This is a genomic window from Pseudomonas sp. BNK-15 (genome assembly GCF_047456105.1).
Classification (GTDB): Bacteria; Pseudomonadota; Gammaproteobacteria; order Pseudomonadales; family Pseudomonadaceae; genus Aquipseudomonas; species Aquipseudomonas putida_E.
On the sequence record NZ_CP179898.1, the window covers coordinates 2,913,172 to 2,929,157 of the forward strand.

Sequence of the window (15,986 nt, forward strand, 5' to 3'; positions counted from 1 at the left end):
GGTGCAGGCACTCACTCGGCCGGATGATCGCGCAAGAACACCAGGTGATCAGGCTTGGACTGTTCGGCGCTGTAGTAGTAGCCCTGTACATCGAACTGCTTGAGCTGCTGCGGGTCATTGACCCGTTCCTGGATCACGAAGCGGCTCATCATGCCGCGGGCTTTCTTGGCGTAGAAACTGATGATCTTGTACTGGCCGTTCTTCAGGTCCTTGAAGTCGACGTTGATTACCCGGCCTTTCAGGGCGCTGCGTTTCACCGCGCTGAAATACTCGTTGCTGGCCAGGTTCAACAGCAGGTCATCGCCCTGCTCGGTCAGCGCCTGGTTCAGCCATTGGCTGAGACGCGTGCCCCAGAAGGCATACAGGTCCTTGCCACGGGCATTGGCCAGCTTGGTACCCATTTCCAGGCGGTAGGGCTGCATCAGGTCGAGCGGGCGCAGCAGGCCGTACAGGCCGGAAAGCATGCGCAGGTGCTGCTGGGCGTAGGTGAAGTCGTCTTCGCTCAGGGTTTCGGCGTCCAGCCCGGTATACACGTCACCCTTGAAGGCCAGCAGGGCCTGCTTGGCATTTGCCGGCGTGAAGCCTGGCGTCCAGCTGCCAAAGCGGGCGGCGTTGAGGCCGGCGAGTTTGTCCGACAGGTGCATCAGCTCGCTGATCTGCGCCGGTGACAGCTCACGCAGTTGCACGATCAGCTCCTGGGAGTCGTCCAGGTACTGGGGCAGGGTAAAACGCTCGGTCACCGGTGGGGTGTCGTAATCGAGGGTCTTGGCGGGGGAAATCACCGTCAGCATCGGGTCGGCTCCTGGAATCGTTGCCGGGGATTCTACGGACTGAAGGGGGGAACGCCAAACTATGGCGACAATAGTCACAGACCATCGGATGAGCAGGCGCTATAGTGCGCGTTTCGCTGTGACGGAGAGACCGATCGTGCGCATTGCCGGTGTCTTGCTGGCCTCACTCCTGAGCCTGGCCGCCCAAGCCGCCCCTATCCCCCCCGCCAGCCTGGACCGCAGCCTGTGGCCCGAACAGTTGGACAGCCCTGCATTGTTCGATGTCGCCTCGCGCGCAGAGATCCTGTCGTTTGCCCAGGTACTGCACGAAAGTGAGCTGCTCGACGATGGGGCGCTGGCTGCGCGCCTGGGCTTGCGGCAGATCAACCTGCAGAAGGTCCGGGCGCTGCGGGCGCGCATGTGGCAGCGTTTGTGGCAGGGCTACCAGCAGGCCCAGCGCAGCTGCGAGCAGGATGCCTCGTTCTGCTACGTGGTGGAGTCCATGGCCGATTTGCGCACAAGGGCTGCGACGTTCGCTACCGATGTCGGCACCTTCTATACCGGCTGGGTCGAACCAAGCCACCAGTTCCATGTGCGCTACCTGGATGAGCAACTGCGCAAGGCGGCGCTGTTGCCGCAGATCACCAGCGAGGTCGAACGCCTGTCCAATCGTGAGCGCAGCGGCGATGAGCTGAATGACCGCATGTTCTTGCTGACCTTCGTGGGCGGCCCCGGCCCCCAGGGCAGCACGACCGACACGCTGACCGCTTACCTGCGCAAACAGAAGATGCAGGGCACCTTCTTTGTACTGGGCAACCGCTTGCAGCAGCGCCGTGACGCTGGAGCGGCCGGTGCGCTGGGGCAGCTCTATGATGGCCAGTGCGTGGGGCTTCAGGGGTGGGAGTATCGCTCGCATGCGCAGTGGAATGGCTGGCAGGATTCGCTCAGGCGCAGCCAGGCGCGGATCCAGGCCGACCTGCCTGAGCAGTATGTGCCGTTGTTCCGCCCGCCCTATGGCCAGCGCCGGGCCGATGGCGAGGCATTCATGGCCAGCCAGCAGCTGCGGGTGTCGCTGTGGGATATCGACGCACAGGATGACGGCCCGTTGACAGCCCAAGCCTCGGCCCAGCGGGTGGTGACCTTGATGCTGCTGTGGCGCAAGGGCGTGATCCAGTTGCATGACAGCCTGCCCAAGGCGCAGCCGGCGGTGCAATGGTTGCTGGAACATACCGCGCAAAGCGGCATTGGCTGGGAGGATTGCCGTGAATACGGCTATCAGGAATAACGGGTCTGACTTCTGACTGTAGTCCCGTCTGGGTCCATCGCCAAGTCCTGTTCGTCAATCGGAAAAATAAACTTCACCAACACGTAAAAATGCTTTTTTTAGTCATGCTTTTTGCGGTATGAAGAAACCAGACAGCCGATTCCTGCAGCACAGGTGGCGTCATCCGAGCCCACCTTGCCAGGTTCACTTCCCGCCCGTAGCAACGCGGATACGGGGAGAACGGCAGTCACTCTGCGGCGCAGCAGACCGCGCCGTGTGGCTTCGACATAAGGTGACCGAGTATGGATGACCAAGGACGCAACCCTTCCTCCAGCAAGCCAATCCTCTATGTGCTCGATACCAACGTCCTGATTCACGACCCCAACGCACTTCTCAACTTCGAGGAGCACCACGTCGCCCTTCCGATGACGGTGCTGGAGGAACTCGACAAGCTCAAGACCGGTAAACAGTCCATCGCCGCCGAATGTCGCCAGGCCATCCGCCTGATCGACCAGACCCTCGGTGACGCCTCGCCCAGCGATGTCGAGCAGGGCGTACCCATACAGCGTGGCAAGAGTGGGCCCAAGGGCTTCCTTTCGATCCTGATGAGCCCACGCAACGAACCCAACCGGCTGCTGCCGGAGAACCTCAACGACAACATCATCATCAACCAGTTGCTGGAACTTCGGGCCAAACGTGCCGACCTGGACGTGGTGCTGGTAACCAAAGACATCAACATGCGCCTTAAGGCGCGGGCCTGCGGTATCGCGGCCGAAGATTACAGCACCGACCAGCTGGTCGATGACGTCTCGCTGCTTTCCAAGGGCTACCACTCGGTCACCGGTTCGTTCTGGGACCGTGTCAGCAAGGTCGATACCCGTCAGGAGCGGGGCCGAACCTGGCACCGGGTGCAATTGATCGACAACCTGCCGGCAGTGCATGTCAACGAGTTCATCATCGATGAGCAAGGGTTCGTCGGCTGGATCAAGGGCATCCGCGAAGATGAACTGCTGCTGCTCGACCTGCACCAGGAGCCACTGCTGCACCAGGAGGCCTGGGGCCTCAAACCGCGGGATATCCATCAAAGCCTGGCGCTGTTCGCGTTGCTCGACCCGGATATCCACCTGGTCAACCTGACCGGCGCCGCCGGCTCCGGCAAGACTATCCTGGCGCTGGCAGCGGCTATCGAGCAGACCATGGTCAGCAAGCGTTACCGCCGTATCATCGCCACCCGCAGCGTGCAGGGGCTGGACCAGGAAATCGGTTTCCTGCCGGGGACCGAAGCCGAGAAAATGGAACCCTGGTTGGGTGCGATCACCGACAACCTCGAAGCGTTGCACATGGATGACGAGAGCACCCACGGCAGTGTCGAGTACATCCTCGAGCGGGTCCCGCTGCAGTTCAAATCGCTGAACTACATCCGGGGCCGCAGCTTCCAGCAGAGCCTGATCCTGATCGACGAGTGCCAGAACCTGACGCCGCACCAGATGAAAACCATCATCACCCGTGCCGGCTCTGGTTCCAAGGTGGTCTGCCTGGGCAACCTGGCGCAGATCGACACCCCCTACCTGTCCGCGACCAGTTCGGGCCTGACCTACCTGACCGAACGCTTCAAGGACTTCCCCCACGGCGTGCACATCACCTTGCAAGGTGTACCGCGCTCGGTGCTGGCCGAGTACGCCGAGTCGCATTTGTAATATTGGCGTTCTACGTTGCAAGCCTGTTTCTACAGGCTTGCAACTGTTACGAGCCATCCGATGTCTCATGCTGCAGGTAATAGGTATGTAAAAGAACAGCGCTGATTAGTGTTATCAACCCCGATGTCATGATGACGCTGGCGGTACTCGTTACTCCTGCTAACCATGCTCCTGCAGCCGGAAGGACAATGAATAGGGAAATTGAACAGCTTCTTGCAGTGGAAAACGCCGTGCCTAAAATATTGCTGGGGCATGTGAGCTGAAGAGTCGAAGTGAACCCTTGAGAGGTTAGTCCATAAGCAAAGCCAGCAATCAGGAAAAGAACTGGAAATGAATAATTTCCAAATAACTCATAGTTAAGACCGGCACTGCCTACGGTTAATAAGCAAGCGCCAAAAATCGAAGAGGCGACAGTTGCGCAAAGTAGAGTGTGTCGTCGATATAACTTCGGAAAAGCGAACCCAGCTATTATTCCACCTAGCGCCGTCGCGCTTACAACTTGACCGAACGATGAAGAGCTAAGGCTGAGCTCTCTCATGAAAAGACTTAAAAGAGAATCATAGGTCCCCAGTGCGGCTGACTGAATTAACATACATAAAAGAAATGCTTGAGCGGTCGTATGAGACACAAAAAAATCAAGCACCTCGCGTAGGCTGGATTTTTGTCTAGTGGTGTTGCATTTTTTAGTGTGAGTTAAGTTTGGCTTCAATAGCCACACAAATGCTAGGCCGTTGATGCTTATTAATCCGGAAATTAAAAATCCGTAAGTGCTATTGCTCAAGGTGATTGATAGCCCAGCTGCGAGTGGTGCTATTATTTTTATGGTTTGATCAGTGATGCTTACTAATGATGTATTTTTTATTATGCTTTCAGGGGGGAGGAGCCTAGTTGTAAGTACGATTTCAGCTGGAGTGGATCCGAGGTTTGATAGTCCTTTTAGGGCAATAAAGGCCAAGAAAAATTCCAGGCTGGAAGCTTGAAAGAGACAGATTGCGGTCACGGCTCTCACACAAAAGCTAACTGCTATAATTGCATGTGGCGAATAGCGATCAGGTAATGAACCAATATACGGGCCTAATATTAACGAAGGTATGCCATAAAGTGCCGCTGCAAGCGCTAACGTTTCGGCCTGCGCATGAAATATGAATGTCAGCGTTGAAAATATTAAAATAAAGTCAAGCCAAACTGTCGCGGAACTACAAAATCGTATGCCATACAGGTAACAATATTGACTTGTTCTTATGCTCTCCATCTCGTTACTCCATCCTCGTGTACATGGTGTCATCAATCACAAATGTCGAAATCTCGTTATCAGTGCAAAATTTTTCCAAGTCAGATCGATTGTTAATGAAGCCTGTACCACTGAAGTTGAGTGATGTGTTACACAAAACCCCGGCGCCACTGACGTCTTTGAAAGCCGTTAACAGGCTATATAGTAAAGGGTTGTCGTCATGTGCAACAGTTTGAACGCGTGCAGTGCCGTCAGTGTGGGTGATAGCTTGAAGCTTAGGGTTAATTACTCTGTAGAATGACAACATAAATTTGCTGGTTTCGCAGTTCTCGAAATGCTGCGGCGCGTCTTGTTCTAAGCATATCGGTGCTATAGGGCGATAATTTTCTCTTTTTTTTATTTGGTTCAATTTATGTGTGGTTGTTTTGCAGAACGGGGATGCCAAGATTGAGCGATTGCCAAGTGCTCTTGGGCCAATTTCACAACGTCCCTGCACCCAACAAATTATTTCACCTTCAAGAATCTTTTTGCAGACAGTATGGAGTTGTAGTGGATACGAAGTGTAGTAAGCGTTTGCAGTAGGTTCACGTTCATGTGAGAAGGGTTGGCCAGAGTAAACACTCCAATCTAAGCCGCACCGTCCAGCCAGAAGCTTCTGGGCTAGCGCGGCCGCTCCGATAGCCACGCCAGTGTCATTGGTGCATGGCGGGACGAATACATCTGTAAATAAACCGCTTTCTTCCCATTTCCTGTTCCAGTCACAGTTCAGTCCACATCCGCCAGAGAGTAATAATGGAACACGCTTGTTTATATGTCTGAGTATTTTTGACTTGATATGCTCAAATAGATTGTTCGATATTTTTTTTGCAAGATCGCAGAAGGGTTGCGTGTGGGGGCCGATATTGTAGTATTTTGAATTTACAAAGTCGGCTTTGCAAAATGTATCTATCGGGGAAGAGGCGTTGATAAGGTAGTCGAGGATTTCCTGTTCTTCGTTACTCGTCGGTGAGTCATGTCCAAGACCAGCAAGCGCCATCATTTTTCCTGCGTCGCCCAAGCGGCAATAACCTTTTGGGAGATTGAAAAGAGGGTCAGCTATACCAAATGCAAATGAATACCTTAAGCCAGGACTTTGAGTGATATTCTGGAGTAACTCTACTTGTAGGTCTTTATTGATGTAGTAGAGGTTGCCAATGTATCCTTCTAGTAATAGGACATAGCAATCGCTTATGTCTGCATATTTTGACAGTGCGTAGGAGCATACTATGTGTGAGAGTTCATGGCTGCAGTATACCCATGTCTTGTTGTTATTGTGCTCAACGTTATAATTTAGGCCAAGATATCCGCCGTCGATCGGAACATTTCGAGGGTCATGCCCCTTTGCCCAGCCACTTATAGCGATTACGTCATATTCATTTTTGATTGATGTAAGAGTTTTTAGAAGGTCGCTAGGTGAGTTGGCTGAGTACCTAGGATTACTATCCTTTTCAGCTTCGTGACTAAATAATAATTTGTTGTTTTCAATTAGGCAGATCTGACCGTCGTGACCGAGGTTATAACTTATGATTTTCATGTGTATTCCTTGGTTTAACCCAAAATAAGTACATGTTAGAAAATGCTGTGGGGTTTTTTGATTCAAATGATTGCCATTTCCGAAGTAATTCTCTAAGTTCTTTCCCGCTATTGAATGTTGTATAGGCGGGGGCGCGAGTAAGATGGGTGTCGAAACCGCAGAAGTCTAGGTTATATGTGCGTAGCAGGTCGTAGATTCTTTTGGGTGTATAATTATCCTCGTAGGGATTGAATAATAGATCCATACACCCTTGGTGAGAATAGAAGTCTCTCGACCAGATGATGCTCTCAAATTCGTCGGGATATTGAGTGATCGCTAATCTCCTTATTTCTAGAATGCTGTTTGGAGAGTATGCAATTTTGTGCATGCTGCATTTTTTCTTTAATGTATCAATGGGTGCTCTGGCTACCTTACTGTAGAGGCCTAACTTTAAAATTCCATTTTTGCGTAGTGCCATTAATAAAGACTTTATGGCTCTGCAAGGTTGTTTGAGATGGTGTAGAACTCCAATGCATTCGATTATGTGAAATTTTATTTTAAGATCCGTTATGTCGAATATGCTACTATGAATAAAAGTGACATTGTTAACGTTATGCTTCTGTTTCATAATATTGGCGTATTGTAGGCTTGGTAAGCTTATGTCTACTCCAACTATTTGAGCGTCTGGATAGTTAAGGGCCACCTGGATTGCATGGCGGCCTGTACCACAACCTGCAACGAGTATTTTGATTTTGAGTGAAGAGTTATTCGTGTTGGTTAACCCCGTTCGAGCGAAGTAGTCATCAATTGTGCTGGGTGAGTGATGTGGCAAGTATTTCCATTTTGGGTAGGGATTTGATTCGTAAAAAGATCTTAGAGCGTCTCGCGAAGTGGCATGGGCAAGCTTATTAAGTGAGTTATTCTGCCTTCTTGGCTTTCGGATAAATATTTTTGATGGGCTTTGGCTGCTTGAAATGATTTGGCGAATTTCAGATCCGTCGTTGTTGAATGCGTGTTGAGATAATCGATGTTGAGAGTTAATAACTGCGGACAGCCAGGCTTTATGTTTTTTATCGAGGCCTGGCAAGTGTTTTTTTGATCGTTCGAGTAAATTCTCAAGTATAGGGTTTGTTATGAAATGCTTTGTTAAAAAATTGAATGCGAGCTTATGTTTGGATAGGTGTTCCACTAGTTGGGATGGCCAATTGGGCTGTGATGTGTCTATTGTAGAATTTGTTAGTATGTTTCTATAATAATTATATAGAAGTAGTTCAAGGTCGATTTTTTCAATGTCAGAAATTTTTTCTAGCGCCAATAACGTTTGTCTGTTATTGGTCGCTGCGTCGGTATTGGAAAGCAGGTCGAGATAATTTACAGCGGTCTCATACGTTGTCGTATTTTCTGATTCTATAGTTTTTTCGTATGCCCAGAGGCCTAAGGGGATTTCTTTGATAGAATGGCAGGCGCGTGCTAAATTTCCGTAATATATATGATCATTTGTTGTTTTGCCTTTTAGTTGTGAGCACGCTCTTCTGTATAACTCAATGGATTTTTCTATTTCTCCTAATTTCTCGTAGAGTACGCCAAGATTATTAAGTGTCTTTATGTTTTTGTTGTCGAGGTCTATGCTTTTGTTGTAGGCGGTTTCCGAGAGACTAAGTTGTTGTTTTTTGAAAAGCTGGTCACCTATTTTTCGTGCGGCTTCGGAGGCCTCACGACGCTGTTGCGTGTCATCCATATGAGCATTCCTAGATTAGCTTCTGCATGTTTGGGGATATAGGGTCGGAGTAACCAGGGCCGCCAGCCATTACGAAGAGAGAGTGCTCGTTAATGCCGTCAACTTTCAAAAGTTCGTTGAGCATATTGTCAATGAAATACCCGCTTATCCAAGTGTTCAACTTGTATGCAGTTGCGGATAAGTTAAAAGTCTGAGAAAGATGGCCGACCTCCAGTAGAGCTGAACGGTATGCTCTTGAGTGAGGGTACTTCCACCAGAGCTTGTCAAATCTCGACGTCATTGCAATAAGAAAGGATGCCTCCGTTGCAAATGTTTGATGGCATAATATTTTGCTGAGTTCGATAACTTCATTATTGATCAGGGACAATGCGTGGTCTTGTGGCCTGTAATGATATACACCTTTCTCAAGGCCATGTACGTTAAGCGCAATTAGATAGGCTTCTGTAGCTTGTAAGCATCCGGCGCTGGGCGATGAGCGTCTATAGCCGATCGTTTTTATCCCGCGTGCAGCTAATGCTTTTTCATGAGTGTCTCCATGAAATTTTCCAAAAGTGGAAAACAATAAGTCAGAGACAATGCTAATGTCGGTTTCTAAGTTTTTGAAGTGACGACTAGTTTTTCTATTTTTCAATGCGCTTAGTAATGAGGTCTCTAGTTCAAATAGGCATGGTGCTGGTAACCTCGTTATAGCCCCAGTCCGTTCTATGTGAATCGAAGGCATATTGCCTGCGATACTCTCGCAAAAGTCAACGTAAGCAGCCTCGGGATTCTCTAGTTTATTAGATAGGTCGCATGGAAAGTTATGTTTTGTACCTAGGTGGAATATTTTTGCAATATCGTCCCATCCCCATTGTGGATGTGCTTCATCAATGCCTTTGTTTGTCGTTGCTAGCTCTAATATGCCGGCATCGATAAGTTCATTGTCGATGTCGTCAATAGCGGCTCTGTATCCCGTCAAGGTTGTTATTTCATGAATTCTATCGAGATACTTTGTGTCGTAAATTTGGTATTGCTCGCCATTAGTTAAATTCCATAGTGCAAAAACACCTTTTTTGACGGTGAATACGATATCTTCGTTGAGTTTGTAATTCATGATTATCTCGAATTCTGTTTAATAGTCCTGGGCAGGCAAGCGCTGCCCAGGATGTAGAGTTAATCTACCAATGCTTTTGCTTGATCAAAACGCGCCACAAGGATGTGGTAGGCATTGTTGGATAACGCGCTCAGATGGCTCTGCAAGCTGATTTTTTTCATTCTTATTTCCTCATTGTGGTTGTTGAAGTCGTTGTGACTTCGGAGGTAAGAATATTTTCCATGTGGTAAAAGTCAACAGTGCGTGAAGGTAGGAAAGTTCTATATGGTATGTAGGATATTTCGTCGGTATTAAATGCTTTGATATCAGGAAGTTAAATATTTTCCTCATGATTAACGATGTTCAGGAAGACAAAATTTTTTATCGAAAATATGCGAGCCCCCCGGAGGAACAATTTTTTCTGCCAAAACCTGACCCACAGGTTTAAGCTTTAGCTTCCCTTCACAGGAGCAGAGCAGTGCTGACACATCTTGATTCCCAGGGGCGGGCCAACATGGTCGACGTCACTGAAAAGGCCGTGACCGAGCGCGAGGCCACCGCTGAGGCGCGCGTGCGGATGTTGCCGCAGACCTTGCAGATGATCGTCGAGGGTGAGCACCCCAAGGGCGATGTGTTCGCCGTGGCGCGTATCGCCGGCATTCAGGCAGCGAAGAAGACCAGCGACCTGATCCCGTTGTGCCACCCTTTGATGCTCACCAGCGTCAAGGTCGAACTCAGCGCAGAAGGCACGGATGCGGTGCGCATCGTCGCGCGCTGTAAGCTGGCCGGACAGACCGGTGTGGAGATGGAAGCATTGACCGCTGCCAGCGTCGCGGCGCTGACGATCTATGACATGTGCAAGGCCGTGGACAAGGGTATGGTCATCGAGCAGGTGCGCCTGCTGGAAAAGCTCGGTGGCAAAAGCGGCCACTACAAGGTGGATGCGTGATGAACGTGAAAGTGATGTATTTCGCCCGTTACCGTGAGTTGCTTGGTGTGGATGCCGAGCGCCTGGAGGGCGACTTCAAGGTGCTTGACGATGTACGCCAGGCCCTGGTGGCCAAGGGTGGGCAGTACCAGGTGCTGGCCGAGCAGAACCTGATGTGCGCGCGCAACGAAGAGCTGTGCAGGCTCGATGAGCCGCTGGAAGCGGGCGATGAGGTGGCGTTCTTCCCACCGGTGACCGGAGGCTGAGCATGGCAGTGCGAGTGCAGGATGGCGCGTTCGACCCCGGGGTCGAGGTCAATGCCATGCATGCCGCCAATGTTGGCGTGGGCGCGGTGGTCGGGTTCGTTGGTTACGTGCGCGATTTCAATGATGGCCGGGACGTGGCCGGGATGTTCCTGGAGCATTACCCTGGCATGACCGAGAAGGCTTTGGCGAAGATCGTGGTCGAGGCCGAGCAGCGCTGGCCGTTGCTGAAGGTTGAAGTGCTGCATCGCATTGGTGCGCTGGAGCCTGGGGAGCCGATCGTGTTCGTCGGTGTGGCCAGTGCCCATCGGCAGGCGGCTTTCGATGCCTGCAATTTCATCATGGATTACCTGAAGACTCGTGCGCCGTTCTGGAAGAAGGAGAATACCCAGGAGGGCCCGCGCTGGGTCGAAGGCAGGCAGAGTGATCAGGATGCGGCGGGGCGCTGGTAAGGTCTGATCGATTGGCCGGGGCTTTGCCCCGGATCGCCGGCAAGCCGGCTCCCACTGGGTTTGCGCTGAGCTTGAGAGCAGCGGGGTACCTGTAGGAGCCGGCTTGCCGGCGATAGGGCCGGTAAATCCGATGCAAGACTCAGTGCAGTTCTCGTTGCGACCAACTGCGGCGCATGGGCTGCAAAGCAGCCCCGCATCAATGGTGTTTGCGCGGCACCGGTGTAAGCAGCTCATCCGGTGGCATCTCGCACTTGATCTTGCGCCCCAGCAACTCTTCGATCGCCGGCAACTGGTAGGAGTCATCCTCGCCGGCAAAGCTGATCGACACGCCACTGGTGCCGGCACGGCCCGTGCGGCCGATGCGGTGCACGTAGTCATCCGGGTCTTCCGGCAGAGTGAAGTTGATCACATGGCTGATGCCGTCGATGTGAATGCCTCGCCCCGCCACGTCGGTGGCCACCAGCACGGTAATCCGGCCCTCGCGGAAGCTTTCCAGGGTACGGATGCGCTTGTGCTGCGGCACATCGCCCGACAGCTGGGCGGCATTGATACCGTCGCGTACCAGTTTTTCCTCGATACGCCGCACTTCGTCCTTGCGGTTGGCGAACACCATCACCCGTTCCCACTTGTTCTGGGTCACCAGGTTGTACAGCAGCTTGTACTTGTCGCTGCCCGCCACTGCGAACACGTGCTGTTCGACGGTTTCGCTGGCGACATTCTCCGGCTCGATCTCGACGATCGCAGGGTCGGTGGTCCACTGCTTGGCCAGGTTCATCACGTCGTCGGTGAAGGTGGCAGAGAACAGCAGGGTCTGGCGCTCGCTCTTGGGCGGGGTCTGGCGGATGATCTGCCGTACCTGCGGGATGAAGCCCATGTCCAGCATGCGGTCGGCTTCGTCCAGCACCATCACCTCGACCATGTCCAGGTGCACATCGCCGCGCTGGTTGAAGTCCAGCAGGCGGCCAGGGGTAGCCACCAGGATGTCACAATGGCGCGCTTCGAGCGCCTTGAGCTGCTTGTCGAAGTCCATGCCGCCGACGAAGGTCATGACGTTCAGGCCGGTGTATTTGGTCAGGGCGGCGGCGTCCTTGGCGATCTGTACCACCAGTTCGCGGGTTGGCGCGATGATCAGTGCACGCGGTTCGCCCATGTAGCGCTCTTTGGGCGGCGGCGTCTGCTGCAACTGAGAGATGATCGAGATGAGGAACGCGGCGGTCTTGCCGGTGCCGGTCTGCGCGCGCCCGATGGCGTCCTGGCCACGCAGGGTGTGGCCCAGCACCTGGGCCTGAATCGGCGTGCAGTACGGGAAGCCCAGGTCATGGATGGCGTGCATCAGCTCGTTGGAGAGCTTGAAGTCGTGGAAGCGGGTCTTGCCTTCCTGCGGTTCGACCACGAAGTCTTCCGGCTTCCACAGGCTGGCCTGGGGTTTGGGCTTGCGTTCGCGGCGCGGCTTGTCCATGGCCGGTTGCTCGGCAACGGGCGCGGCTGCAGGCATCTGGGCCTTGGCGGCGGGTTTGGTGCGCGGCGTGGAGGGCTGCGGCTCGGGCTGAGCCATGGGGGCCGCAGGCGGGGTGATGCTGGCAGCAGGAGCGGCGGCCTGAGGTGCCGGGTCTCCCTTGCCGAATATTTTCTTGAGTGCCTTGAGCACGATCGTCTCATCAACTGATTTAGGAATGTACGCCGGGCAGTGTAATGCAAGATCTGGGCGCGGCGTAGCGGAATGCGCCCACAACTACAAGAGAGCCTGCCTATTGCAGTTGCTTGCTCAGCCAGTCGTGGATATCGCTCAGCTCTGCCACCACCACCTCGTGTTCCATTGGGTATTCCTGCCACCGCGCGGCCACGCCCCAGGTGTTCAGGTACTCGAAGGCGGTGCGGCCCATGGAGGGGATCACCACCGGGTCGTGCACGCCGTGCAGGCACAGGGCGGGGGTACGTTGCTGGCAGGCGCTCAACTGATGGCCGTCGTTGAAGGTTGGTGCATAGGTAGACAGTGCGATCACGCCGCCCAGTGCTTCTTGCCACTTTATATAAGCAGTGTGCAGCACCACGGCGCCGCCCTGGGAGAACCCGGCCAGGATGATCCGTGCCAGGTCGATGCCTTTGGCCCGCTCGGCCTCGATCAGGGCAATGATCTGGTCAGCCGATTCTTCCAGCTGCGCTTCGTCGATGGCGCGGGCCGGGGTCATGGCCTTGATGTCGTACCAACTGGGCATTGCATAGCCGCCGTTGATGGTGACAGGCCGGGTCGGCGCCTGGGGCATGACGAACCGCGTGCTGAGCAGACGCTCCTGCATGAATTCGGCAACCGGTAGGAAGTCGTAACGGTCGGCGCCCAGGCCGTGCAACCAGATCACACAGGCGTCTGCGGTTTTCTGGGGTTCGAGAATCAACGGGTGGGTCATGACTGCTCCGAAAGTGTGCGAATCGTATGAAGGCATGCGCAAAAAGAAGGCGCTGGAAATGATTGTCGGAAAAAGAATGTCGCAACGATACAACTTTCCCTACTTGACGAGCGCTTAAACGCTTTAGCCGCCAACTGTGGTACGCCCCTTGCTATGAAACCTCTGATGCAAGGGTCGGGCCGGTACGGTAACACCCTTGTCACGCGAAGGCTGTCATAGAACAGCCCATTGCGCCATTGACCCAATAACAAGCCAACAAGGGTCGGATGCGCCTCATAAGGGTGCGGTGCAATTCCGGCTCGTACAACAAGAGCGATTTGGAGGTTGTGAATGAAGATGTTGAAAACCACCCTGGCAGTCCTCACCGCTGCCGCCGCGCTGGGCGCCGTGAGCAATGCCCAGGCCGGCGCCACCCTCGATGCGGTCAAGAAGAAGGGCTTCGTCCAGTGTGGCGTGAGCGACGGTCTTCCAGGCTTCTCGGTACCTGATGCGCAGGGCAAGATCGTCGGTATCGACGCTGATGTCTGCCGCGCCGTGGCCGCCGCCGTGTTCGGCGATGCCACCAAGGTCAAGTTCAGCCAGCTCAACGCCAAGGAACGCTTCACTGCGCTGCAGTCCGGCGAAGTCGACGTGCTGTCGCGCAACACCACCTGGACCAGCTCGCGCGATGCCGGCATGGGCCTGGTGTTCGCAGGCGTCACTTACTATGACGGCGTCGGCTTCCTGGTCAACAAGAAGCTGGGTGTTTCCAGTGCCAAGGAACTCGATGGCGCGACCATCTGCATCCAGGCAGGCACCACCACCGAGCTGAACGTGTCCGACTACTTCCGCGCCAACGGCCTGAAGTACACCCCGATCACCTTCGATACCTCCGACGAGAGCGCCAAATCGCTGGAGTCGGGCCGTTGCGACGTGCTGACCTCGGACAAGTCGCAGCTGTTCGCCCAGCGTTCCAAGCTGGCCGGGCCAACCGACTACGTGGTGCTGCCGGAAACCATCTCCAAGGAACCGCTGGGCCCGGTGGTGCGCAAGGGCGACGAGGAGTGGTTCAGCATCGTCAAGTGGACCCTGTTCGCCATGCTCAATGCCGAAGAGGCGGGCGTCACTTCGAAGAACGTCGAAGCCGAGGCCAAGTCCACCAAGAACCCGGACACCGCCCGCCTGCTCGGCGCGGACGGTGAGTACGGCAAGGACCTGAAGCTGCCCAAGGACTGGGTAGTGCAGATCGTCAAGCAAGTGGGTAACTATGGCGAGGTGTTCGAGAAGAACCTGGGCCAGAGCACTGACCTGAAGATCGACCGTGGCATGAACGCCCTGTGGAACAACGGCGGCATCCAGTACGCGCCACCTGTGCGCTGATGGCTGCACCCTGCGGCGGCATTCCGCCGCCGCAGGCTGTTCGAATCCCTACTGTCCGGGGCACTTCATGCAAAATCGAATCGGCGCACAAAAGGGGCTGACCCTGAGCGATCCACGTGTGCGCGCGTGGTTGTTCCAGATTCTCACGATCATCTTCGTGGTGGGTCTGGGCTGGTACCTGTTCCACAATACTCAAACCAACCTGCAACACCGGGGCATTACGTCCGGCTTCGACTTCCTCGACCGCAGTGCCGGCTTCGGCATCGCCCAGCATCTGATTCCCTATGTGGAGTCCGACAGCTATGCGCGGGTGTTCGTGATCGGCTTGCTCAATACCCTGCTGGTCACCTTCATCGGCGTTATCCTGGCAACGATCCTGGGGTTCATCATCGGTGTGGCTCGCCTGTCACCGAACTGGATGATCAACAAGCTGGCGACCGTGTATGTCGAGACGTTCCGCAACATCCCGCCGCTGCTGCAGATCCTCTTCTGGTATTTCGCCGTGTTCCTGACCCTGCCGGGGCCACGGGGCAGCATCAGCTTCGACGATGCCTTCTTCATCAGCAATCGTGGCCTGAACATGCCCGGCGCCCTGATGGCCGACGGCTTCTGGCCGTTCGTCGCTGCCGTAGCCCTGGCGATCGTAGCCATCATGGCGATGGTGCGTTACGCCAACAAGCGCTTCAACGAAACCGGCGAGCCGTTCCATAAGTTCTGGGCAGGGCTTGCCCTGTTGGTGGTGATTCCAGGCCTCTGTGCATTGCTGTTCGGCAGCCCTGTGCAGTGGGAAGTCCCGCAGCTCAAAGGTTTCAACTTCGTTGGCGGCTGGGTACTGATCCCGGAACTGCTGGCGCTGACCTTGGCGCTGACCATCTACACCGCCGCGTTCATCGCCGAAATCGTGCGTTCGGGCATCCGTTCGGTCAGCCATGGCCAGACCGAAGCCGCCCGTTCGCTCGGGCTGCGCGAAGGCCCGACGCTGCGCAAGGTGATCATCCCCCAGGCACTGCGGGTGATCATTCCGCCACTGACCAGCCAGTACCTGAACCTGGCGAAGAACTCGTCGCTGGCGGCCGGTATCGGCTACCCGGAGATGGTCTCGCTGTTCGCCGGTACCGTACTCAATCAGACCGGCCAGGCCATCGAGGTGATCGCCATCACCATGAGTGTCTATCTCGCCATCAGCATCAGCATTTCGCTGCTGATGAACTGGTACAACAAGCGCATTGCGCTGATCGAGCGGTGAGGATACGCC

General features: G+C 54.3%; 14 protein-coding genes. 7 read left to right on the forward strand and 7 right to left on the reverse strand.

The genetic code is table 11. The features are described 5' to 3' along the window. Nucleotides 1-11 precede the first annotated feature (11 nt). Entirely contained in the window at nt 12-791 is a 780-nt protein-coding gene (yaaA, locus tag ACMGF5_RS13285) for a peroxide stress protein YaaA (RefSeq protein ID WP_414156867.1), read from the reverse strand. Nucleotides 792-927: 136 nt separating this feature from the next. On the opposite strand from yaaA, the gene ACMGF5_RS13290 reads away from it, so the two are divergent. Together ACMGF5_RS13290 and ACMGF5_RS13295 are read left to right on the forward strand one after the other, a co-directional pair. After that, nucleotides 928-2,055, forward strand: a complete 1,128-nt coding sequence (locus ACMGF5_RS13290; protein WP_414156868.1) for a polysaccharide deacetylase family protein — start codon at nt 928-930, stop codon at nt 2,053-2,055. Between the two features lie 281 nt (nt 2,056-2,336). After that, complete coding sequence (locus ACMGF5_RS13295) at nt 2,337-3,731, forward strand: PhoH family protein (protein ID WP_046784825.1); 1,395 nt, start codon at nt 2,337-2,339, stop codon at nt 3,729-3,731. A 46-nt stretch (nt 3,732-3,777) separates the two neighbouring features. Here the strand turns inward: ACMGF5_RS13295 and ACMGF5_RS13300 are convergent, their stop codons facing one another. Genes ACMGF5_RS13300 through ACMGF5_RS13315 form a run of 4 tightly spaced genes read right to left on the reverse strand, consistent with a single transcriptional unit; the run spans nt 3,778 to nt 9,345 of the window. Then, the gene (locus tag ACMGF5_RS13300; protein WP_414156869.1) at nt 3,778-4,983 is read right to left on the reverse strand and encodes an MFS transporter; all 1,206 of its coding nucleotides are present in this window, start codon (nt 4,981-4,983) and stop codon (nt 3,778-3,780) included. Nucleotides 4,984-4,987: 4 nt separating this feature from the next. Then, a complete protein-coding gene (locus tag ACMGF5_RS13305; RefSeq protein WP_414156870.1) occupies nt 4,988-6,535 on the reverse strand; it encodes a carbamoyltransferase C-terminal domain-containing protein in 1,548 nt (515 codons plus the stop codon). After that, the gene (locus ACMGF5_RS13310; RefSeq protein WP_414156871.1) at nt 6,516-8,252 is read right to left on the reverse strand and encodes a methyltransferase domain-containing protein; all 1,737 of its coding nucleotides are present in this window, start codon (nt 8,250-8,252) and stop codon (nt 6,516-6,518) included. The genes ACMGF5_RS13305 and ACMGF5_RS13310 overlap by 20 nt, the downstream gene beginning before the upstream one ends. A gap of 10 nt (nt 8,253-8,262) precedes the next feature. Continuing rightward, nucleotides 8,263-9,345: a SagB/ThcOx family dehydrogenase gene (locus tag ACMGF5_RS13315; RefSeq protein ID WP_414156872.1), complete on the reverse strand. Its 1,083-nt coding sequence runs from the start codon at nt 9,343-9,345 to the stop codon at nt 8,263-8,265. Between the two features lie 457 nt (nt 9,346-9,802). On the opposite strand from ACMGF5_RS13315, the gene moaC reads away from it, so the two are divergent. Genes moaC through moaE form a run of 3 tightly spaced genes read left to right on the forward strand, consistent with a single transcriptional unit; the run spans nt 9,803 to nt 10,967 of the window. Beyond that, nucleotides 9,803-10,273 carry a cyclic pyranopterin monophosphate synthase MoaC gene (gene moaC / locus ACMGF5_RS13320; RefSeq protein ID WP_012312827.1) on the forward strand — a complete coding sequence of 157 codons (471 nt, stop codon included), beginning with the start codon at nt 9,803-9,805 and terminating at the stop codon, nt 10,271-10,273. Then, nucleotides 10,273-10,518 (forward strand): molybdopterin converting factor subunit 1, encoded by a 246-nt coding sequence (gene moaD, locus ACMGF5_RS13325; protein ID WP_012312828.1) that lies wholly within the window; start codon nt 10,273-10,275, stop codon nt 10,516-10,518. Before moaC ends, moaD begins: the two co-directional genes overlap by 1 nt. A 2-nt stretch (nt 10,519-10,520) precedes the next feature. Next, a complete protein-coding gene (moaE, locus tag ACMGF5_RS13330) occupies nt 10,521-10,967 on the forward strand; it encodes a molybdopterin synthase catalytic subunit MoaE (RefSeq protein ID WP_046784826.1) in 447 nt (148 codons plus the stop codon). A gap of 196 nt (nt 10,968-11,163) precedes the next feature. Here the strand turns inward: moaE and rhlB are convergent, their stop codons facing one another. Then, nucleotides 11,164-12,615, reverse strand: a complete 1,452-nt coding sequence (gene rhlB, locus ACMGF5_RS13335) for an ATP-dependent RNA helicase RhlB (protein ID WP_125923868.1) — start codon at nt 12,613-12,615, stop codon at nt 11,164-11,166. A 100-nt stretch (nt 12,616-12,715) separates the two neighbouring features. Then, nucleotides 12,716-13,372 (reverse strand): alpha/beta hydrolase, encoded by a 657-nt coding sequence (locus ACMGF5_RS13340; protein ID WP_046784828.1) that lies wholly within the window; start codon nt 13,370-13,372, stop codon nt 12,716-12,718. A 330-nt stretch (nt 13,373-13,702) separates the two neighbouring features. On the opposite strand from ACMGF5_RS13340, the gene ACMGF5_RS13345 reads away from it, so the two are divergent. Both ACMGF5_RS13345 and ACMGF5_RS13350 read left to right on the forward strand, forming a co-directional pair. After that, nucleotides 13,703-14,731, forward strand: a complete 1,029-nt coding sequence (locus ACMGF5_RS13345) for an amino acid ABC transporter substrate-binding protein (protein ID WP_046784829.1) — start codon at nt 13,703-13,705, stop codon at nt 14,729-14,731. 67 nt (nt 14,732-14,798) lie between these two features. Beyond that, nucleotides 14,799-15,977 (forward strand): amino acid ABC transporter permease, encoded by a 1,179-nt coding sequence (locus ACMGF5_RS13350; RefSeq protein WP_119688313.1) that lies wholly within the window; start codon nt 14,799-14,801, stop codon nt 15,975-15,977. The last annotated feature ends 9 nt before the right edge of the window (nt 15,978-15,986 follow it).

Coding starts and splice junctions, on each gene's coding strand:
- ACMGF5_RS13345 (WP_046784829.1), top strand. CDS start 13,703: ATGAAGATGTTGAAAACCACCCTGGCAGTCCTCACCGCTGCCGCCGCG.
- ACMGF5_RS13350 (WP_119688313.1), top strand. CDS start 14,799: ATGCAAAATCGAATCGGCGCACAAAAGGGGCTGACCCTGAGCGATCCA.
- ACMGF5_RS13300 (WP_414156869.1), bottom strand. CDS start 4,983: ATGGAGAGCATAAGAACAAGTCAATATTGTTACCTGTATGGCATACGA.
- ACMGF5_RS13340 (WP_046784828.1), bottom strand. CDS start 13,372: ATGACCCACCCGTTGATTCTCGAACCCCAGAAAACCGCAGACGCCTGT.
- ACMGF5_RS13305 (WP_414156870.1), bottom strand. CDS start 6,535: ATGAAAATCATAAGTTATAACCTCGGTCACGACGGTCAGATCTGCCTA.
- moaD (WP_012312828.1), top strand. CDS start 10,273: ATGAACGTGAAAGTGATGTATTTCGCCCGTTACCGTGAGTTGCTTGGT.
- ACMGF5_RS13315 (WP_414156872.1), bottom strand. CDS start 9,345: ATGAATTACAAACTCAACGAAGATATCGTATTCACCGTCAAAAAAGGT.
- ACMGF5_RS13295 (WP_046784825.1), top strand. CDS start 2,337: ATGGATGACCAAGGACGCAACCCTTCCTCCAGCAAGCCAATCCTCTAT.
- yaaA (WP_414156867.1), bottom strand. CDS start 791: ATGCTGACGGTGATTTCCCCCGCCAAGACCCTCGATTACGACACCCCA.
- ACMGF5_RS13310 (WP_414156871.1), bottom strand. CDS start 8,252: ATGGATGACACGCAACAGCGTCGTGAGGCCTCCGAAGCCGCACGAAAA.
- moaE (WP_046784826.1), top strand. CDS start 10,521: ATGGCAGTGCGAGTGCAGGATGGCGCGTTCGACCCCGGGGTCGAGGTC.